The 18149-nt window shown below is 63.9% G+C and carries 22 protein-coding genes; 6 read left to right on the forward strand and 16 right to left on the reverse strand.

Annotation, left to right across the window (positions count from 1 at the left end):
- Window positions 1–12 precede the first annotated feature (12 nt).
- Entirely contained in the window at window positions 13–1035 is a 1023-nt protein-coding gene (tauA, locus tag P3T18_RS09195) for a taurine ABC transporter substrate-binding protein (RefSeq protein WP_429299598.1), read from the reverse strand.
- Between the two features lie 265 nt (window positions 1036–1300).
- On the opposite strand from tauA, the gene P3T18_RS09200 reads away from it, so the two are divergent.
- Both P3T18_RS09200 and P3T18_RS09205 read left to right on the forward strand, forming a co-directional pair.
- Complete coding sequence (locus P3T18_RS09200; RefSeq protein WP_429299599.1) at window positions 1301–1771, forward strand: hypothetical protein; 471 nt, start codon at window positions 1301–1303, stop codon at window positions 1769–1771.
- A 58-nt stretch (window positions 1772–1829) separates the two neighbouring features.
- Window positions 1830–1964, forward strand: a complete 135-nt coding sequence (locus tag P3T18_RS09205) for a hypothetical protein (protein WP_429299600.1) — start codon at window positions 1830–1832, stop codon at window positions 1962–1964.
- 138 nt (window positions 1965–2102) lie between these two features.
- On the opposite strand, the gene lipA is transcribed toward P3T18_RS09205, so the two are convergent.
- The 3 genes from lipA to P3T18_RS09220 are packed head-to-tail and all read right to left on the reverse strand — an operon-like array spanning window position 2103 to window position 4230.
- Complete coding sequence (gene lipA / locus P3T18_RS09210) at window positions 2103–3110, reverse strand: lipoyl synthase (RefSeq protein WP_429299601.1); 1008 nt, start codon at window positions 3108–3110, stop codon at window positions 2103–2105.
- Window positions 3111–3122: 12 nt separating this feature from the next.
- Complete coding sequence (gene lipB / locus P3T18_RS09215) at window positions 3123–3848, reverse strand: lipoyl(octanoyl) transferase LipB (RefSeq protein ID WP_429299602.1); 726 nt, start codon at window positions 3846–3848, stop codon at window positions 3123–3125.
- A 55-nt stretch (window positions 3849–3903) separates the two neighbouring features.
- Window positions 3904–4230: a DUF2917 domain-containing protein gene (locus P3T18_RS09220; protein ID WP_429299603.1), complete on the reverse strand. Its 327-nt coding sequence runs from the start codon at window positions 4228–4230 to the stop codon at window positions 3904–3906.
- A 98-nt stretch (window positions 4231–4328) separates the two neighbouring features.
- Between P3T18_RS09220 and P3T18_RS09225 the strand changes: the two genes are divergently transcribed.
- A complete protein-coding gene (locus P3T18_RS09225) occupies window positions 4329–5297 on the forward strand; it encodes a transcriptional regulator GcvA (protein WP_429299604.1) in 969 nt (322 codons plus the stop codon).
- A gap of 13 nt (window positions 5298–5310) precedes the next feature.
- Here the strand turns inward: P3T18_RS09225 and P3T18_RS09230 are convergent, their stop codons facing one another.
- The 10 genes from P3T18_RS09230 to P3T18_RS09275 all read right to left on the reverse strand — a co-directional run bounded on the left by P3T18_RS09230 (window position 5311) and on the right by P3T18_RS09275 (window position 14007).
- Window positions 5311–5580 (reverse strand): DUF493 family protein, encoded by a 270-nt coding sequence (locus tag P3T18_RS09230; RefSeq protein WP_429299605.1) that lies wholly within the window; start codon window positions 5578–5580, stop codon window positions 5311–5313.
- Window positions 5552–6505, reverse strand: coding sequence for a D-amino acid aminotransferase (locus P3T18_RS09235; protein WP_429299606.1), 954 nt, complete (start codon window positions 6503–6505; stop codon window positions 5552–5554). The genes P3T18_RS09230 and P3T18_RS09235 overlap by 29 nt, the downstream gene beginning before the upstream one ends.
- 13 nt (window positions 6506–6518) lie before the next feature.
- Window positions 6519–7748, reverse strand: coding sequence for a D-alanyl-D-alanine carboxypeptidase family protein (locus P3T18_RS09240; protein WP_429299607.1), 1230 nt, complete (start codon window positions 7746–7748; stop codon window positions 6519–6521).
- 321 nt (window positions 7749–8069) lie between these two features.
- Complete coding sequence (locus P3T18_RS09245; protein WP_429299608.1) at window positions 8070–8714, reverse strand: alpha/beta hydrolase; 645 nt, start codon at window positions 8712–8714, stop codon at window positions 8070–8072.
- A gap of 8 nt (window positions 8715–8722) precedes the next feature.
- A complete protein-coding gene (locus tag P3T18_RS09250; RefSeq protein WP_429299609.1) occupies window positions 8723–9046 on the reverse strand; it encodes a (2Fe-2S) ferredoxin domain-containing protein in 324 nt (107 codons plus the stop codon).
- A 113-nt stretch (window positions 9047–9159) separates the two neighbouring features.
- Window positions 9160–10317, reverse strand: coding sequence for a VanZ family protein (locus tag P3T18_RS09255; protein ID WP_429299610.1), 1158 nt, complete (start codon window positions 10315–10317; stop codon window positions 9160–9162).
- Between the two features lie 31 nt (window positions 10318–10348).
- Window positions 10349–10975, reverse strand: a complete 627-nt coding sequence (locus P3T18_RS09260) for an ABC-type transport auxiliary lipoprotein family protein (RefSeq protein WP_429299611.1) — start codon at window positions 10973–10975, stop codon at window positions 10349–10351.
- A 29-nt stretch (window positions 10976–11004) separates the two neighbouring features.
- The gene (locus tag P3T18_RS09265; protein WP_429299612.1) at window positions 11005–11982 is read right to left on the reverse strand and encodes an MlaD family protein; all 978 of its coding nucleotides are present in this window, start codon (window positions 11980–11982) and stop codon (window positions 11005–11007) included.
- Window positions 11983–11998: 16 nt separating this feature from the next.
- Window positions 11999–12877: an ABC transporter ATP-binding protein gene (locus P3T18_RS09270; protein ID WP_429299613.1), complete on the reverse strand. Its 879-nt coding sequence runs from the start codon at window positions 12875–12877 to the stop codon at window positions 11999–12001.
- Window positions 12874–14007 (reverse strand): MlaE family ABC transporter permease, encoded by a 1134-nt coding sequence (locus P3T18_RS09275; protein WP_429299614.1) that lies wholly within the window; start codon window positions 14005–14007, stop codon window positions 12874–12876. Before P3T18_RS09275 ends, P3T18_RS09270 begins: the two co-directional genes overlap by 4 nt.
- Before the next feature lie 106 nt (window positions 14008–14113).
- Between P3T18_RS09275 and P3T18_RS09280 the strand changes: the two genes are divergently transcribed.
- The 3 genes from P3T18_RS09280 (at window position 14114) to P3T18_RS09290 (ending at window position 16198) form a co-directional block, all read left to right on the forward strand.
- Window positions 14114–15031 carry a biotin--[acetyl-CoA-carboxylase] ligase gene (locus tag P3T18_RS09280; protein ID WP_429299615.1) on the forward strand — a complete coding sequence of 306 codons (918 nt, stop codon included), beginning with the start codon at window positions 14114–14116 and terminating at the stop codon, window positions 15029–15031.
- The gene (locus P3T18_RS09285) at window positions 15028–15879 is read left to right on the forward strand and encodes a type III pantothenate kinase (RefSeq protein ID WP_429299616.1); all 852 of its coding nucleotides are present in this window, start codon (window positions 15028–15030) and stop codon (window positions 15877–15879) included. The genes P3T18_RS09280 and P3T18_RS09285 overlap by 4 nt, the downstream gene beginning before the upstream one ends.
- A gap of 79 nt (window positions 15880–15958) precedes the next feature.
- A complete protein-coding gene (locus tag P3T18_RS09290; protein ID WP_429299617.1) occupies window positions 15959–16198 on the forward strand; it encodes a hypothetical protein in 240 nt (79 codons plus the stop codon).
- 19 nt (window positions 16199–16217) lie between these two features.
- Here P3T18_RS09290 and rfaE2 read toward each other — a convergent pair whose 3' ends face one another.
- Both rfaE2 and P3T18_RS09300 read right to left on the reverse strand, forming a co-directional pair.
- Window positions 16218–16700: a D-glycero-beta-D-manno-heptose 1-phosphate adenylyltransferase gene (gene rfaE2 / locus P3T18_RS09295; RefSeq protein ID WP_429299618.1), complete on the reverse strand. Its 483-nt coding sequence runs from the start codon at window positions 16698–16700 to the stop codon at window positions 16218–16220.
- A 207-nt stretch (window positions 16701–16907) separates the two neighbouring features.
- On the reverse strand, window positions 16908–17780 hold the full coding sequence (locus P3T18_RS09300; RefSeq protein WP_429299619.1) for a ferritin-like domain-containing protein: 873 nt from the start codon (window positions 17778–17780) through the stop codon (window positions 16908–16910).
- Between the last annotated feature and the right edge of the window lie 369 nt (window positions 17781–18149).

Here is an 18149-nt window from a genome sequence, read left to right on the forward strand (position 1 = left end):
TGAACGCACGTCTTACTGCGCCGCTTGCTGGACGAAGCGAGGATCGACGCCGCCCGAGTAGTCCGACAGCACGTTTTGAATCGTGCCCTGCGTCTTCAGGAAGGCGGCGGTCGCAGCCAGCGACTTCGCCGCGCCCGATTGCGCGCCGCCGCCGAGCCACACGTTCGACGCCTGCTGCGCCGGCGTCGGAAATGCGTACAACGCGAGACTCGCCGGCACGTCCTGCGCGGTCGCGCCCGATTCCTTCGCTACGGCCTCGACCTGCGGAGACGTCGCCGTCCATGCGGCAGTGTGGTCGCGATAGCTGGCGTCCGTCGCGGCGAGCACCTTCACGAAGCGCGTCACGAATTCGGCATTCTGCGAGGCGAACTTGCGATCCACCACGAAGCCGTCGAATGTCGCCTTACCCGTCTGCCCGGCAACCTGGCCCGAGGTGATCAACACCTTGCCGTTCTTCTTGACCTTCGCCAGAACCGGGTCCCAGATGTACGTGGCGTCGATATCGCCACGCGCCCAGGCCGCCGCGACTTCAGGCGGACGCAGATTGACGATCTTCACGTCGGCCGGATTCACGCCCGCGTTCTGCAGCGCGACCAGCGTGTGAAAGTGCGACGTGGAGACGAACGGCACCCCGATTTTCTTGCCCTTCAAACCGGCAATGCTGGTGACGTTGGAACCGTCGCGCGCAACCAGCGCTTCGGCGTCGTTGATATTGTCGAGAATCCAGAACAGCGAAATGTCCACACCTTGCGAGAGACCGGCCGCGATCGGGCTCGAACCGGCTTCACCGAGTTGCACGGAGCCCGATGCAAGCGCGCGAATCACGTCGGCACCGCTGCCGAGCTTGCGATACGTGACCTTGTAACCCGTCGCCTTCTCGACTTCACCGGTGGCCTGCGCATAGCGCCAGGGCACGACCATGTCCTGATAGGCAATGACGACTTCTTTGGTGTCGGCGTGCGCGACGGTGGCGAGCGGCGCGCCGAGCGCGAGCGCCGTTGCGAGCGAGGCCAGCGGGCGGAGGAAACGGTTCATCGGGAAGCCCCTTTAGTGGATGTTGTACGGGAGGCTTCCGACTATAGGGAGTTTGGTGACGGCCGGTTCTAATTAATCCGCAATTGCTAATCACGCTGTTCAAGCATTGCTTTTCACGCGTGGATGGATGGGGCTGATGGCTCCGGCGTGAAGTGCGCCGGTTCGAGCGGACGGTGGCGCACCGCCGTTACGACTATATCGAGACGGATTGGCGCAAGCTGGCCATCCGGCGGATTGTTGCGTTCAGGTAGCGGCAGCATGATTCATGACGTTACCTTTACTTCGCTCTCCTATGGTCGATATGTTCAGTTGTTTAAGCTGGTTGTTTTTCAATGTCGGCGTGCCCGCGTTTGCGCCGGTAACGTTGCTTCCGCTGCTGGGTTTTTCACGCCACTATCGCGGCGTCGTTCACGACATTGCGCGTCGTTCCATCCAGAACGGGCAACTTTTCTGGGTCGTCATTTCGATGTGCGCGAGCGCCTGCTACGAGATCGGCTGCGCGGTGGGCGACGCGTCGACGCGCGGCACGCTCGCGCTGATGCTGGCGGGGCTTCTGTGGCATGTGCTCTTCATTGTTCTGGCGTCAGTGCTGGTTTGTCTCGGCGCGGCCGATGCGGCAGACCCGATATCGTTACCGGCGAACGACGAGTGCGATGATCGGCTCGTATGGTTTTCGTTGATCATCACCGCCGTGATATCGATCAGCTTTTCTCTGTCTCATTATTCGTTAACCTAACTAATTAGGGAACGCTGAGATATAATTTTTTCGGCCAAATTCAACAAGGAGATCCAGCATGTCGAACCTGATCGACCGTCTCATCGGCGACCGCGCATTCCGCAATCGCTTCATCGACTTTCTCTACCCATTCACCATTATCGGCTCGATCGCTTCGTCGGTCTGCATGCTGCTCGCGCGTCACTACCGGTAGTCTTAATGTTCTGAACGGGCGCAGCGCGGCGTGCTGGAATTGCTCATGCGCGTTCGCATCGACCCCACCCGTCTGCGCAAAAAACAAAGCCCGCAACATGTGCGGGCTTTGCATTCAAACTTCAGGTAATCGAAGCGTTCAGACCACGCCTGCTCCGTGCGCCTGCAAATCGGCGTGATAGCTCGAGCGAACCATGGCACCAACCGCCGCGTGCGTGAAGCCCATCTTGTACGCCTCTTCTTCGTACATCTTGAACGTGTCCGGGTGCACGTACGAGCGCACCGGCAGATGGTGTTCCGACGGCTGGAGATACTGGCCAATCGTCAGCATGTCCACGTCGTGATCGCGCAAGTCGCGCATCACCTGCAGAATTTCTTCTTCGGTTTCGCCAAGGCCGACCATCAGGCCGGACTTCGTAGCGACATCCGGATGCAGCGCCTTGAAGTCTTTCAGCAGCTTCAGCGAATGCGCGTAATCCGAACCTGGGCGCGCTTCCTTGTACAGACGCGGCACCGTTTCGAGGTTGTGATTCATCACGTCGGGCGGCGCGGCATTCAGGATGCCGATCGCGCGATCCAGACGGCCGCGGAAGTCCGGCGTCAGGATTTCGATGCGCGTTTCCGGCGACAACTCGCGCGTCTGACGGATGCACTCCACGAAGTGCGCTGCGCCACCGTCGCGCAAGTCATCGCGGTCGACGCTGGTAATCACCACGTACTTCAGCTTCAGCGCGGCGATGGTGCGAGCCAGATTGCCCGGTTCGTCCACGTCGAGCGGATCGGGGCGGCCGTGACCGACGTCGCAGAACGGGCAACGGCGCGTGCACTTGTCGCCCATGATCATGAACGTGGCCGTGCCCTTGCCGAAACATTCGCCGATGTTCGGGCAGCTCGCTTCCTCGCACACCGTATGCAGGTTGTGCTCGCGCAGAATCTGCTTGATCTCGTAGAAACGCGAATTGCCGGTGGCCGCTTTCACGCGAATCCAGTCCGGCTTCTTGAGTTTTTCGATCGGGACGATCTTGATCGGGATGCGAGCGGTTTTGGCTTGCGCCTTCTGCTTCGCGGTAGCGTCGTAAGCGGCGGCGGTAGCCGGCGTTGCGTCGGTAGCGGGGGAGCCTGCGAGGTTCGCGGTAACGTCAGTCATTCTTCGGTCCAGTCAGGCGGTGAGAGCACCGGCCTGCGGTTGGGCGACGGCCGCGGGACTGCCGTCGAGGTTTGCGGTGAGACAAGCTGCGAAGGTGTGGGCTACGTCGTTCCAGCCGGCGGTGACGCCCAGCGTTGCCATATCGACTGTTTCGAGCCCGGCATAACCGCATGGGTTGATGGCCAGAAACGGCCGCAAGTCCATGCTCACATTGAGGCTCACGCCATGATAGCTACAGCCGTTGCGGATTTTCAGCCCCAGCGCCGCAATCTTGGCGCCGTCATGCTGCCCGGCTTGCGGCCCAGGCGCCACATAGATTCCCGGGGCGCCCGCCTTGCGTTCTCCGGCGAGATTATACGCCGCGAGGGTGTCGATCACGGCCTGTTCGATCCGCGTGACCATCTCGCGCACCATCAGCTTGCGGCGGCGCAGGTCGAGCAGCAGATATGCCACCACCTGACCGGGCCCGTGATACGTGATCTGCCCGCCCCGGTCGACTTTCACCAGAGGAATGCCACTGTCGGCGGCCAGCAGGTGCGCTGGGTCGCCGGCCTGGCCGAGCGTGAAAACGGGAGGATGTTCGACGAGCCAGATTTCGTCGGGGGTGTCGGCGGTGCGCGCATCCGTGAACGCGCGCATGGCGTCGAAACTGGCTTCGTAGGGTTCGCTGCCCCGCCAGCGCAGCGTGAGCGGCGTTGAGGCGGGCGCAAGAGACGGAGAAACCGGGGTAGCGGACATAATCCCGACAGTTTACCGAAATATGGGAAACCCCGCCGGGCGTCGCCGCGTTCCGTCAAACGGTGCGCCAGCCTCCACGCAGACGCATCGCCAGCCGCTCGCCCAGACGGGCAAACCAGTTGAGTGCGCGCTCGTCGCAGCGCGTCGGCACCGAGAAAGCGACTTTCGCCAACGTGTCGTTCTCCGCGCTCAGCCACAGGCGTTCGCCGCGCCGCAATCTCAGCGTGTGACCGGGTTGCAGCCAGTAATCTTCGACGTCGTCGCTACGGGTTACCCAGACCGCGCCGCCGTGCACGACCATCCGGGTACTGCGCGCCACCTTCATGGGAATCGTTTCGCCGTTCCGGATTTCAAACGATATGCTAGAGGAAATTTCTCGCATGATGCCCTCGCCAAAGTTCGTTTCATGGCTACAATCGTAGGTGCATCAAGGGTTTAAGCAAAACGATCTATTTTCACCTCTATGTGAGATTTATTGCGATGGACCTCCGTCAGCTACCGGCCTTGAATGCTATCAAGGCTTTTGAAGCCGCAGCCCGCCACGAGAGCTTTTCCCGTGCCGCAGACGAACTCTTCGTCACGCACGGCGCGGTCAGCCATCAGATTCGCGCGCTCGAAGCCGAACTCGGCATCGCCCTGTTCGCGCGCGACGGCAAGCGGGTGCGGCTGACCGACACCGGCCGCCGCTACGCCACGCACGTGCGCACCGCCCTCATGGCCCTCGCCGACGCCACCCGCGAAATCCGCGCCGGCGACCGCGAGCGGCGCCTCGTGGTGTCGATGCTGTCGTCGTTCGCGGCGCGCTGGGTCACGCCACGCATCGGCAGCTTCATCGAGGCGCATCCGCAGTGGGACCTCGAGCTTCTGTCCACGAATGCGCTGACGGATTTCGCGCGCGACGACGTCGACGTGGCGATCCGCTTTGGCTTCGGCAAATATTCGGGGATGCATTCGGAGCTGCTGCTGGAGGAAATTTTCTTCCCGGCTTGCTCGCCGAATTTCAACGGCGGCAAGCTGCCGCAAACACCGGCCGATCTCGCCAAAGTGCCGCTGCTGCGCTCGGACGACGAACTCTGGCGTCCGTGGTTCGACGCCGCCGGCCTGACGGACTGGCCGGAGCCGAAACGCGGCGTGCTGTATCAGGACTCGTCGAATCTGTTGCAGGCGGCCATCGACGGCCAGGGCGTCGCCCTCACGCGCCGCTCGCTCGCCATGCATGAAGTCGCGGCAGGGCGCCTTGTGCGTCTGTTCGACGTGGACGGCCCGAGTCCGTGGCAGTACTACTTCATCTGCCCGCCGCATATGCTGGAGGCGCCGCGGGTCAAGGCATTCCGGGATTGGGTGTTCGAAGAAGTGGGACGGTTCAAGCAGCTTTTCGACCGCGCCTGCGAGGTGGGACTCACCGCAGGCGCCGATCTGGCGGCGAACGCATTGCGCGTCACGCCGTAGAACGCAGCGGTGCTTACAGCACCACTTTCACCATCGGGTGACCGGTCAGCGCGCGATAAATATCGTCGAGTTGCGCGCGGCTGGTTGCACGCACGGTGACTGTGAGACCGGTGTATGTGCCGCCGCTCGACGGGCGCGTTTCGATGCGCTCGGGGTCCACTTCGCTGTCGAAGTGCCGGACCACGCTCACGATCGTTTCGGCAAACTCAGGATGCGACTTGCCCATCACCTTGATGGGAAAATCGCACGGGAATTCAAGCAGTGACTCGTTCTCGGGATTCATTCTTTACTCCTTGCTGCGCCTCTTGCGCTTCTTTCGCCTTGGCGCGCTGATAGGCTGCATACAGCGCAGCAAACACCGCACCCGGCTTGCCGTCGCCAACCGGCTTGCCGTCCAGCTGCGTGACCGGCAGGACTTCCTTGGTGGCGGAACTGACCACGATTTCGTCCGCGGCGCGCAGTTCGGCTTCGGTAACCTCGCGCGCCTCGAACCCGATGCCGCACTCGCTCGCCAGCTCTTCGATCAGGCTGTAGCGAATGCCTTCGAGAATCTTGTGGCTGCGCGGCGGCGCAAACAACGCGCCGTCCTTCACCACCCACACATTCGACGACGACCCTTCCGTCAGCATGCCGTCACGAAACTGAATGGTTTCGAAGGCGTCGTTTTCCGCGGCGTACTGCGCCATCAACACGTTGCCGAGCAGCGACACCGATTTGATGTCGCAATTGAGCCAGCGGCGATCTTCCGCCGTGACGCAACGCACGCCTTGCGCACGCTGCGCGTCGCCCGGCAGATTCAGCGGCGTGACCATCACGAAGACCGTGGGCTGAATGCCGGCCGGAAATGCGTGACCGCGTTTCGCCACGCCGCGCGTAATCTGAATATAGGCGATGGCGTCCTGATCGGCGGCGAGGCCGGCGTCCGCTTCATTGGCGGACACCACGCGCTCGATCAACTCGCGCCACCCGGCGTTGTCGAACGGATTGGCAATGCCGATCTTTTCCAGCGAGCGCGACAGACGCGCGAGGTGATGCGCGAAGCGAAATGCCGTGCGGCCACCTGCGTGCGCATAGAGCGGCGCGACTTCGTAAATGCCGTCGCCGAAAATAAAGCCGCGGTCCAGCACGGGAATGCGTGCCTCGGACAGAGGCACCAGCTCGCCATTCAGAAAGACAATCGGGTCGGACGAAACGTCGGAAACAGTCATCGCGATGGCGCTCTTACTTCTTCTTGTTGAACATGAGCATCAGCGAATCCCACACGCGACCCACCACGCCCGCTTGCGGCACCGCCTGCAATGCGACGATCGGGAATTGCGCGAGCACCTTGCCGTCGGCCACCAGCTTCGCCGTGCCGACCTGCTGACCGTTCGCGATCGGAGCGATCAGCGGATCCATCTGTTCGATCTGCGGCTTGACCTTGTCGCCCATGCCCTTCGGCACGGTGATGTACTGGTCGCCCTTCACGCCGATCTGCACGACGTCTTGTGCGCCCTTATAAACGCGCGGCGTACCGACGACCTGATTGGCCTTGTACAGACGCACCGTGTCGTACGCGGTGTAGCCGTAGTTCAGCATCTTCAGGCTGTCCTGCACGCGGTCGTGTTCCTTGGTCTCGCCCATCATGACGGAGACGAGACGGCGCGAGCCGTCGTTCGTGCCCGGCAGCGAACGCTTCGCGCTGGCGATCAGGCAGTAGCCCGCCGCCTGGGTGTGACCGGTCTTCAGACCGTCGACCGTCGGGTCGATCCACAACAGACGGTTGCGGTTCGGCTGCTTGATCTTGTTGTACGTGAATTCCTTGACCGAGAAGATGTTGTAGTAGTCGGGGAAGTCACGAATCAGGCGCGCCGACAGGATCGCGAGGTCGCCCGCGGTCGTGAAGTGCTGCGGATCGGGCATGCCGTTCACGTCGGCGAAATGCGTGTGCTTCATGCCGAGGCGAGCGGCTTCGGTGTTCATCATGTTGACGAACTGCGCTTCGCTGCCGCCCACGAGTTCGGCCAGTGCGATCGCCGCGTCGTTACCCGACTGGATGATCATGCCGTACACGAGATCGTGCACGGTGACCGGCTTGTTCGCCTCGATGAACATGCGCGATTCGTCCGTGCGCACGCGGCGCACCGCTTCGCTCGGCATCACCGTCTGGTCCATCGTGATCTTCTTCGTTTGCAGCGCTTCGAAGACGAGATACGCGGTCATCAGCTTGGTGAGCGAAGCCGGTTCGACACGTTCATCCGCATTGCCGGACGCGAGCACTTGATTGCTGGTCGCGTCGACGAGCACCCACGAACGCGCGTTCACCGCGGGCGGCGGCACTTGCGCGAACGCCGTGCTGGCGACCAGCGTGGCCGGCAGGATCGCGCCGAGAGTGACGGCGCGGCTCAACGATGAAGGAACGAAGGAAGCAACAGAAGGGAATGACGTGCGGCCGGAGATGGAGAAACGCATAGGGTCGATTCGTGCAGATAAATACATCGCGCGCAAGGCGCATTGTTTGGAAGAGCCGGTCGGCGAGCGTCAGGCCGTAAAAAACGGCGCGGCGCCCATTGGACTTCCGGCCACGCGATCGGTTCGCGCAGCACGCCTCGCATCCGGCACCGCTGCGCGCGCAAACAGGCTACGCGTCGCGCGAACTGCCGGGTGGGCGGTGCTGCGCCCAAAAAAGAGCGCTCATTATACGCGCGCTATCCTGGTAACTTTGCGCAATGGCCGGTGATTAATTTTCGTTTGCGCGTACCTGTACCCCGGAAAACGCGCGGTGGACGAGTGTCAGCGCCAGGCTTCGACGATGATCCGTTTCAGGATGTGCAACTTGCGATGCAGAAAATGCTCCGCGCCCGGAATCACGACGACAGGCAATTCTTGCGGACGCGCCCAGTCGTAAACGGATTGAATGGGAACGGTCTCGTCGGTCTCGCCGTGAATCACCAGCGTGTTTTCCGGCACCGGCGCCACTTCCCAGCGGCTCGCCGCCGTACCGACGAACACCATCCGCTCGATCTCTTGACCTTCTTCGCGCAGCCGCGCGGCAGCATGCGACAGCACGAACGTACCGAACGAAAAGCCGGCGAGCACGAGGGGCAGATCAGCTTGCCCGCTTTGCTCGCGCATGTGATCGAGTACGGCGCGCAGATCGTCGCGCTCGCCGATGCCCGCGTCGTGCTCGCCCTGCGTTTCGCCGACACCACGAAAATTCGAACGGTAGGTGATGTAATTCAACTGCACCAGGGTGCGCGCAAGCGTCTGCGCGACCTTGTTGTCCATCGTGCCGCCGAACAGCGGATGCGGGTGCGCGACGAGCGCAATGCCGCGCGGCGCGGCGCCGTTCTCGCGCACTTCGTCGGGCAGATCCAGCGCGACCTCGATTTTGCCGACCGGGCCGTCGATCAGATACTTCTTCGTGTGTACATTCATGGCAGAGCTTATTGATCGATTTTCAGACGTTCGACGATCTTGCCGTTGGCGAGATGGGAATCGACGATCTCGTCGATATCCGCTTCATCCACGTACGTGTACCAGACGCCTTCCGGATACACCACGAGCGCCGGGCCGAGTTCGCACCGATCGAGGCAACCCGCCTTGTTGATCCGCACCTGGCCGGGTCCCGCCAGACCGAGTTTCTTCACGCGCTTCTTGGCATGTTCCTGCATCTCCTGCGCGTTGCAATTCGCGCAACTGGGCCGCTCGGCGCCCGGGTCTCGCTGATTCAGGCAAAAGAAGACGTGGTACTTGTAGAAAGAGTCCATGGTGTCCGGGGATCGTTGCTGTATGAGTGGGAACGGCGCGGGCAACGTCGGCGTGCCGCAAGCTTATGCGGTCGATTATAGCGAGCGAGCCTCGCGGCCGGCTTGCGCGCCGTTCAAGCGCGCGGCGCACGCCGCCGGATCCACGTCTGCTCGACCACATAGGCCATCCACACCAGCGCCGCGTATGGCCAGACCCACGCGATCCAGTGCGCGAGGCCGTTGAAGTGCAGATAACGGCCTTGTCGCCAGTCGGCGAGCACGGCGTCGAAGTACGGATTCACCGGCAGCAGATTGACGAACACGAGAGAGACGCTTAGCGCGGCGGCGGCAAGCACCGCGCGCGGTCTGCGCGGCAAACGCAGGGCCAGCAACGCCGCGACCGTGCCGCACACGAGCCCGGCGAGCGCGCCGGGCGTCGCCCAGTCGAAGGCGAGTCCGGACTGCGACTGCAGGAACGTCGCGCCAACCTTGACGCACAAGGTGACGGCAATGAACGCGAACAGCAATCTCAGGCGCGGCGCATGCCGACGGATGGACAGCGACGCGAGCGCGAGCGCCGCAAACAGATTCAGCGTGGTGATCAGGGCCTCCCAGACGTAGTCGGGGAACCATGCGGCAACGGACGCGGGCCATGCGCCGACGTGCCAGCCCGGCGGCGTCCAGGCGAGCAGTACGTCCTGCGTCGCCTGATCGAAGCGCAGCCACAGCGCGCGCGGCCAGTTGCCGAGGCCGAACAGACGCGGCGCCGGATACATGGTCGCAAAAGGCCACGAGGCGACGAGACACGCCAGCGCGGCACGATCGCGCTCGAACCACAGCATCCGCAGACGCCGCAGCAAGCCGCGGTCCAGCAGCGCGCCGGTAGCCGGCGACACGATGGCCGCGCCAAGCAGCGCGCCGAGCGCATTGGCGGCGAGGTCGAGATTGGAAGCGACGCGCGTCGGCAGGTAGGTCTGCACGGCCTCCATGACGCCGGAGAGCAGCGCGCCCAGCAGGAACGCCTGCGCGACGGCCAGCGTGCCGCGCCAGCGCGGATAGACCGCGAGTACCACCAGCGCCCCGAACGGCATATAGCCGAGCACGTTGCTGACGACGTCGAACGCCGTCAGATATTGCGGCATGGGATCGGCGAGATAGGCGAACGGACCGAGGCCCAGCGAACGCCAGCCGGAAAACGGATACCACGAGCCGTAGACGATCAGCGCCGTGTACAGCAGCAGCGTCTGGCGGGCCAGCGCCGACGGCCGGCGCGCCCACGGTTTGACGCTCATGCAGCGCTCCGTGCCGCGCGCTGCACGCCGGTCATTGCGCGGCGACCAGCGCCTGCACGCCGAGCCACGCGCTGATCTGCGAGACGAGGTCGTCGCTCGCGGCGGCGAGCGCCTGCGCGCCGCCGGCGGCGTCCGCCGAACTGGCCGGCGCGCGCGACAGGAAGGTGCGCTGACCGATCACCTTGCCGTTTTGCGTCAGCGTGGCGCGCGCGGTGACGGCCGCGTGACTTTCCGACTGGCTGTCGAACACCTGCTCGAACTCGTTCAGTTCGACCTTGAGCACCGGCGCACGCACGCCGTCGGCGCCGGTCAACACGGTGCCGTGCGAACTGAGCGCGTTGCGCAGACGCTGCGTGAGCAGCAGCGACGGCGCCATGGTCCAGTGACTATTCGCGTACGCCGCCGTCTGCTGCGCGTCCGAATAGCTGAGGCGGTAAATGAGCTTGTCGGTGGCGAGCATTTCGGGCGCCGTCACGTCGAGCACCTTGACCGGCGGCATGGCGCCCGCCGATGCTGCCGGCGCCGGAGGTCCGAGGTCATAGCGGATGTCCGCAATCGCCGCCGGCGTGCCTGCGCAGCCGGCAGCCAGCACGCCGAACGCGAGCAGCGCGGCGAGCGCGCCGCCTGAGGACAACAGTCGGTGGATGGAACGTGACATGAGCTTCTTCCTTCTTCAAAACTTTCGAATTACCTGGCGGCGGGCGCGGCAGCGCGCGCAGCGGGCCATCTAAAACCGGCTTCGCCCGGTCCGGGCGCCGCGGCGGGCGGCGCGCCGAACAGCAGACTGCTCGGGTTGTTGCTGAACGTGTCGGCCGCGCGGTCCACGGAACGCGCGGCGGAACGCACATCGTCGGCGAGCGAATTGACGCGCGGCAGCGTGTCATAACCCACGCGCGCCGACAATTCCTGGATCGTGCTGTCCATCGACATCAGCGCGTCGCCCGCCTGCTGGGCGGCCGTACCGACCTTGTTCAGGTTCGTCTCGAACGGGCCGTCCGGACGGTTCAGACTGGTGATCAACGTGTTGGTCGACGCCAGCGTGCGATCGAGCTGATTGATCGTCGCGGGCAGCTTGCCCGCCACCGGCGCCATCTGCTGACTGATCGCGGCGACACCGTCGGCGGCCTTCTGGATGCTGGCCGCCGTGCCGTGAAACTGATCGATCATTTCCGGCGACAGCAGCCGGTCCACGTCGTCGGCGACCCGATCGAGCTTACGCAGCAACACGTCGCCGCGCTGCTGGAGCTGGTCGAGCAGACCCGGCCGCATCGGAATCTGCGCGACGTCTTTCGCCGACGACGGCAACGCCGAGGTATCGCGGCCGCTGTCGTCGAGCTGGATGAAGGCGAGGCCCGTGACGCCCTGAAAACCCAGACTGCCGTACGTCGAATGCGTGATCGGCGCATTGGTGTCGACGAGGATGCGGATCAGGATTTGTCCGGGATGCGTCCGATCGAATTTGATCGACTGCACCTTGCCGACGTCGAGCCCGCGATAGCGCACGGCGGCGTCCGTGGACAGCCCGGTCACGCTGGTGCGCGCGATCAGGTCGTACGGCACGCGCACCGACCGGTCGACGTTGAACAGAAACGCCGCGAGCGCGATGGCAACCAGCAGCGCCACCGTGAACAGCCCCGCCCAGAAGGCATGTGATTTGTTTTCCATTCTCAGGTTCCCTAGTTCACAGCGGCAATGCGGACGAGGCCGGCTCGAGCGCGGCGCGCGGCAGTCTGGCGCGGCGCTCCGGCGGCAACGCCTGAAGCGCGCGGCGTCCGCGCAGGCCGAGGAAATATTCGCGAATGAACGGATGGTCGTAGCCCGCCGCCTCTTCGACCGGCGCGGCAACCAGCACGCGGCGGTCGGCGAGCACGGCCACCCGCGTGGACAGCGCGATCATCGTGTCGAGATCGTGCGTGATCATGACAACGGTCAGCCCGAGCGCACGATGCAGCGCCGAAATCAGTTCGACGAATTCGTCCGATGCCTGTGGGTCGAGACCGGCGGTCGGTTCGTCGAGAAACAGCAGTTCGGGTTCGAGCGCGATGGCACGCGCAATACCGACACGCTTGACCATGCCGCCCGACAGCGCCGACGGCATTTTCGACGCGTGCTTGCACGGCAGGCCGACCATTTCGAGCTTGAGCATCACGATGTCGCGCAGCAGGTCTTCCGGCACCTTGCCGAGTTCGCGCACCGGCTGCGCGATATTGTCGAACACCGAGAGCGACGAAAACAGCGCGCCACGCTGAAACAGCATGCCGGAGCGGCTGCGCATCAGGAGCGCGGCGTCGGGCTCGATGGTCGCGAGGTCCTGGCCGAACAGCTTGATCGTGCCCGACGTGGGACTTTCGAGTCCGAGAATCTGCCGTACCAGCGTGGTCTTGCCCGAGCCCGAACCGCCCACGATCGACATGATCTCGCCGCGCCGCACGTCCAGATTCAGATGCTGATGCACGATATTGCGACCGTAGCGCTTGGTCACGTCGATCACTTCGATCACCGGTTCGGCGATCTCGGGCGCCGGCTGGCCGCGTACGGCCTGGGAAAGTGGCGCGATCATCCTAACCCCACGTTCTGGAACAGGATCGCGAACACGGCGTCCGCGAGAATCACGATGGTGATCGACGTCACCACCGAGGTCGTCGTGCCTTCGCCCAGACTCTGCGAATTGGCCTTGATACGGAAACCGAAATGACAGCCGACGATCGCGATCAGCATGCCGAACGCGACGCCCTTGCCCAGACCGATCCACAGATTCGCCACCGGCACCACGCTCGGCAACGCGCGCGCGAAGTAACTCATGTCGATGCCGAGCACGACTTTAGCGGCCAGCGCGCCGCCGGTCAGCGCAATGATATTGGTCCACATGACCAGCAGCGGCATGGCCAGGCCGAGCGCAATCACACGCGGCAAAATCAGCCGCAGACCGTGCGGAATGCCCATCACGCGCATGGCGTCGAGTTCTTCGGTCACGCGCATGACGCCGATTTGCGCGGTGATGGCCGAACCCGAACGGCCGGCAACCAGAATAGCCGACAACACGGGCCCCAGTTCGCGGATCACCGAGAGGCCGAGAATGTTGACGATGAACTGGTTCGCGCCGAACAGCCGTAACTGCTGCGCCGAGAGATAGCTCAGCACGATGCCGATCAGGAACGCGACCAGCGCGGTGATCGGCAGCGCCCGGGTTCCCGCGTTGTAGACGTTGGCGGAAATCTCGGTCCACGGCGTGATTTTCGGCTTGCGCACGATGGCCAGCAGATCGAGCACGACACGCCCGAGCATCGAGATGCCGCCGTACAGATGCTCGAAGAACGAAAATATCGACAGACCGAGGCGCGTGAACGGATCGAACCTGACGACCGGCTCGGCGGCGTCGCGCGCCGTGTCGAGCAGCGCAATGCGCTCGAAAATGTCGCGCTGCGTGTCGGTCAGGGTGGTGTCGGGCGGCATCTTGTGGCCCCAGACGCGCCACAGCGCCTGACCGCCGACGTGGTCCATCCGGTTGATGCGCGACAGGTCCCACTGCGCGATGCCCGTTGCGCCGATCAGCGAGCGCAACTGCGGAATCACGTGTCCGGTGGCGCGGTCGCGTGCGAGCGCAAGCGCCGTCCACTGGCCCGAAAGCCGGACGATCTTGCCTTGGCTGCCTGCCGCGACTTCGAGGCCGGGCGGAGTGTCGTAGTTCAAGGATCGCGAGAAACTGGTTATCGGATTAGGGGCCATTGTAACGAAGGCGCGGCACAAGGGCCTTGCAGGCGGCCCCGCCCGGTAGCGTGTCGCTACAATATGAGACATGAACGCTTCCAAGACCCCACGCAAGACCGCCAACCCGCCCGCCGCGGCCTCCGACTGGCGCATCGACCGCGAGCGCGCGGTCGCCCTGTTCGGTCCTCACGCGCACGACTGGCCGATCGAAATCGTCGAAGAAACCGGCTCGACCAACGCCGACCTGATGACGCGCGTCAAAGCGCTGCCGCGTGAAGCGGGCGCGCTGCCGCGCCCGATCGTCCGCGTCGCGTATCTGCAGACCGCCGGGCGCGGGCGGCGCGGCCGTCCGTGGTACGCGGAGCCGGGCAACGCGCTGCTGTTTTCGGTGGCGTGCGTCCTGCCGCGTCCGCTCGAAGGGCTCGCGGGCCTGAGTCTGGCGATCGGCGTGGCGCTGGTCGACGGGCTGCGCTCGCTGCCGGTCGCCGGGCCCGGCCAGATCGCGCTGAAGTGGCCGAACGACGTGCTGCTCGAAGGCGACAAGCTGGCCGGCATCCTGATCGAAACCGCCTGGAGCACCGACGAAGCGAGCGCGGTGGTCATCGGCATCGGCACCAACGTGAAGGGCGCGGACGAACTCGCCGCCAAAGTGGGCGCGCTGAACGCCGACGTGCCGCCGCAAGCGCGCGGCACGGTGCCGACCGCGCTGCAACGCGCGTTGCCCAACGCCAACCTCACCGACACGCTGGCCGCCGAACTCAACGCGCTCGAACCCGCCCTGCAGCGCTTCGGCGCGGAAGGCTTCGCGCCGTTCCAGTCGCGCTGGAATGCCGTGCACGCCTACGCGGGGCGCGAAGTCGTGCTGCTGGAGCAAGGCAAGGAGTTGGCGCGCGGCGTGGCGAAAGGCGTCGACGAGCGTGGCCAATTGTTGCTTGCCACGGCCGCCGGGCAATTGACGGTCGCGACCGGCGACGTCTCGCTGCGTCTCGCCGACGGTGCTGCATGACGAGCAGCGCGCCTTCTCTGCTGATCGACGCGGGCAATAGCCGCATCAAGTGGGCGCTGGTCCTCGCGGATGGTACACAGAGCGCAACGGGCGCGCTGTCTCACGACGCGGCTGGCCGCCCCGACTGGTACGGTTTGCCGGCACCGCGCGGCGCGTGGATTTCAAACGTGGCAGGCGCGGCGGCCGCTGCGCGCATCGACGCCCTGCTCGACGCACACTGGCCGCAGCTTCCGCGCACGACGATTCGCGCAAGCGCGCAGCAGTGCGGCGTCACCAATAGCTACTCGACGCCGCAGGCACTCGGCAGCGATCGCTGGGCCGGCATGATCGGCGCGCGCGCGGCTTTTCCGGGCGAACATCTGCTGATCGCGACCTTCGGCACGGCCACCACGCTGGAAGCTTTGCGCGCGGATGGACGGTTCGTCGGCGGCCTGATCGCGCCCGGCTGGACGCTGATGATGCGCTCGCTCGGCGAACACACCGCGCAATTGCCGACGCTCGACGCCGGCGCGGCGCGCGGGTTGCTGGAAACGGGTGCCGTCCACGAAGGCGCGCGTCGCGGGCCATTCTTCGCCACCGACACGCCGCGCTCGCTGTCGGCCGGTTGCACGCTGGCGCAAGCGGGATTGATCGAGCGGATGTGGCGGGACTTGCAGGACGAATGGCAAGTGCCGGTGCGCCTCGTAGTGAGCGGCGGCGCAGTGGACGAAGTGACAAGCGCGCTCAAAGTGCCGCATACTCGCCACGATTCGCTGGTGCTTTCCGGACTCGCGCTGATCGCAGCCGAAAGCGCGGGCAACGCAGCGAAGGTGAGTGACACGACGAGTGCGACGGGGCGCGACGCCTGAGCGAGGCTAAAGAGAAAAGCCGAGCCGGACGACGGGGATCGCCGATGGCGATTGAACTTGTGGATGGAGAATTCTAACGATGCTGCGCTGGCTGATCGCCATACTGTTTCTCGCCAACATGCTGGCATTCGTCGCAATGCGCGGCGTATTCGGCCCGACGCCTACCGCGGGCGGACGCGAGCCCAACCATCTGAATCGGCAGATTCATGCTGACTGGTTGAAAGTGCAACCGGTGAGTCCGGCACAAGCCGCGGACCAACCCGTGGTGGGCGGTCCCGCGCCGGCCGCGCCAATCGCGGCATCGGCGCTGCCGCAATAACGGTAGTCGCAGACGCGATTTACGTCTGCGCCCGTACCTTCTTCAACAGCTTGGTGGTCGAGCGGTCGTGCTCGAAGGGAATGGCCAACGCGCGACCACCCCAGCCACGCACGATTGCCGACTCCGGCAACGCGTCCATATCGTAGTCGCCACCTTTGACTAGCACGTCCGGCCGCAGCGCCGAAATCAGATCCACCGGCGTCTGTTCACCGAAACACACCACGTAATCCACGCTCTCCAGCGCCGCGAGCAAAGCCATCCGGTCCGCTTCGTTGTTGATGGGACGGTCGTCGCCCTTGCCGAGCATACGCACCGACGCGTCGCTGTTCACGCCCACGATGAGACAGGCGCCCAACGCCTTGGCATCCGCGAGATAGGTGACGTGCCCGCGATGCAGGATATCGAACACGCCATTGGTGAATACGACCGGCGACGGCATGGAGCGACGCAGTTCGACCAGCGCCTCGCGCGTGAAAATCTTGCGTTCGAAAGTAGCAGCCATGACGAAATCAGATTAGAGAAGTTGAATCACGATACACGCCGTACGGCGTGAAACGAAACGCTATGGAAGCCGAGCCATGAAACAGAACGGCCCGGCAAGCTCACGCCTGCCGGGCCGTTCGTCGAATCGAAACATCGAGGCACGCTGACTTCTGTTTGCGTGCCGTTCGAATCCGGACCGATCGCGAGGATCAATCGTGGTGATCAATCAGGCCGGCTGTTCCGCCGACTTCTGATCTGCCTGCAAACGCCCCACCACTTCTTTGCGGTAACGGTTCAGCTCTTGCGCGGTAGTGAACGTGCGCTCGAACAGAATGGACAGGTTGTGCAGAATGCGTTCGACCACTTTCTTTTCCCAGCCGTCGTCGAAACGGATCTGTTCGTCGAGCCAGCGTTCCAGCCACTCCGGGTCCGGCAGACGCGACTGAATGGTGTCGCGCGGGAACAGTGCCTGATTGACGTGCAGATTCGTGGGGTGCAACGGCTTTTCGGTGCGACGCGCCGAGGCCATCAGCACGCCGATCTTCGCAAACGCGGCACGTGCGATGTCGCCGGTTTGCGACATGGCTTTCTTCATGTAGCGCAGATACGCGCCGCCATGCCGCGCTTCGTCGCGCGAGATGGTTTCGTAAATGGCCTTGATGACCGGCTCGGTGTGCCATTCGGCTGCACGGCGATACCAGTGATTCAGACGGATCTCGCCGCAGAAGTGCAGCATGAGCGTTTCGAGCGGCGGCGCCGGATCGAATTCGAAGCGCACGGCGTGCAGTTCTTCTTCCGTCGGGCACATTTCCGGTTTGAACCGGCGCAGATATTCCATCAGCACCAGCGAGTGTTTCTGTTCTTCGAAGAACCACACGCTCATGAACGCGGAGAAATCGCTGTCGTGATGGTTGTCACGCAGAAACATTTCCGTGGCGGGCAGCGCCGACCATTCGGTGATCGCGTTCATCTTGATCGTCGCGGCCTGCTCGTCGGTCAATAGCGATGCATCGAACTTGTCCCAGGGAATGTCTTTCTCCATGTCCCATCGAACGGATTCGAGCGATTTATAAAGTTCCGGATAAAGCATGGTGTTCATAGTCCCACCCCTGTTCTGCGCATACTGTCTGTGTCTGTAACTACTACGTGTAGCAACCTAGCCCGCCACGAACGAAGCACGCCGCTTTTTGCGTCTTTCGTGGACCAAGCATTCAATTTTACGCGGTAACCGACTGCCCGGATGCACCGGGCAGAAAGAAGTTCTGGCGTATTTGCGCGGCGCGCCAACCAGAAGTTACGCGCCTGCGCGGCCAACCGTGGGTGAGGGATACCCTGTGCCTGAGGTCGAGCCAGTCTGCGATAAAAACCGCACCGTCCAGCCCTGCGCCGGTCGTGCCGGCGGCTTTGTAGCAAGGGCGGCTGGATTGGTTGTTTTCAGCGCACGCCCAAAACAAATAAAGCTTACACA

Source organism: Paraburkholderia sp. GAS199, from assembly GCF_050436585.1.
Taxonomy (GTDB): Bacteria; Pseudomonadota; Gammaproteobacteria; order Burkholderiales; family Burkholderiaceae; genus Paraburkholderia.

Coding starts and splice junctions, on each gene's coding strand:
- tauA (WP_429299598.1), bottom strand. CDS start 1,035: ATGAACCGTTTCCTCCGCCCGCTGGCCTCGCTCGCAACGGCGCTCGCG.
- P3T18_RS09200 (WP_429299599.1), top strand. CDS start 1,301: ATGACGTTACCTTTACTTCGCTCTCCTATGGTCGATATGTTCAGTTGT.
- P3T18_RS09205 (WP_429299600.1), top strand. CDS start 1,830: ATGTCGAACCTGATCGACCGTCTCATCGGCGACCGCGCATTCCGCAAT.
- lipA (WP_429299601.1), bottom strand. CDS start 3,110: ATGACTGACGTTACCGCGAACCTCGCAGGCTCCCCCGCTACCGACGCA.
- lipB (WP_429299602.1), bottom strand. CDS start 3,848: ATGTCCGCTACCCCGGTTTCTCCGTCTCTTGCGCCCGCCTCAACGCCG.
- P3T18_RS09220 (WP_429299603.1), bottom strand. CDS start 4,230: ATGCGAGAAATTTCCTCTAGCATATCGTTTGAAATCCGGAACGGCGAA.
- P3T18_RS09225 (WP_429299604.1), top strand. CDS start 4,329: ATGGACCTCCGTCAGCTACCGGCCTTGAATGCTATCAAGGCTTTTGAA.
- P3T18_RS09230 (WP_429299605.1), bottom strand. CDS start 5,580: ATGAATCCCGAGAACGAGTCACTGCTTGAATTCCCGTGCGATTTTCCC.
- P3T18_RS09235 (WP_429299606.1), bottom strand. CDS start 6,505: ATGACTGTTTCCGACGTTTCGTCCGACCCGATTGTCTTTCTGAATGGC.
- P3T18_RS09240 (WP_429299607.1), bottom strand. CDS start 7,748: ATGCGTTTCTCCATCTCCGGCCGCACGTCATTCCCTTCTGTTGCTTCC.
- P3T18_RS09245 (WP_429299608.1), bottom strand. CDS start 8,714: ATGAATGTACACACGAAGAAGTATCTGATCGACGGCCCGGTCGGCAAA.
- P3T18_RS09250 (WP_429299609.1), bottom strand. CDS start 9,046: ATGGACTCTTTCTACAAGTACCACGTCTTCTTTTGCCTGAATCAGCGA.
- P3T18_RS09255 (WP_429299610.1), bottom strand. CDS start 10,317: ATGAGCGTCAAACCGTGGGCGCGCCGGCCGTCGGCGCTGGCCCGCCAG.
- P3T18_RS09260 (WP_429299611.1), bottom strand. CDS start 10,975: ATGTCACGTTCCATCCACCGACTGTTGTCCTCAGGCGGCGCGCTCGCC.
- P3T18_RS09265 (WP_429299612.1), bottom strand. CDS start 11,982: ATGGAAAACAAATCACATGCCTTCTGGGCGGGGCTGTTCACGGTGGCG.
- P3T18_RS09270 (WP_429299613.1), bottom strand. CDS start 12,877: ATGATCGCGCCACTTTCCCAGGCCGTACGCGGCCAGCCGGCGCCCGAG.
- P3T18_RS09280 (WP_429299615.1), top strand. CDS start 14,114: ATGAACGCTTCCAAGACCCCACGCAAGACCGCCAACCCGCCCGCCGCG.
- P3T18_RS09285 (WP_429299616.1), top strand. CDS start 15,028: ATGACGAGCAGCGCGCCTTCTCTGCTGATCGACGCGGGCAATAGCCGC.
- P3T18_RS09290 (WP_429299617.1), top strand. CDS start 15,959: ATGCTGCGCTGGCTGATCGCCATACTGTTTCTCGCCAACATGCTGGCA.
- rfaE2 (WP_429299618.1), bottom strand. CDS start 16,700: ATGGCTGCTACTTTCGAACGCAAGATTTTCACGCGCGAGGCGCTGGTC.
- P3T18_RS09300 (WP_429299619.1), bottom strand. CDS start 17,780: ATGAACACCATGCTTTATCCGGAACTTTATAAATCGCTCGAATCCGTT.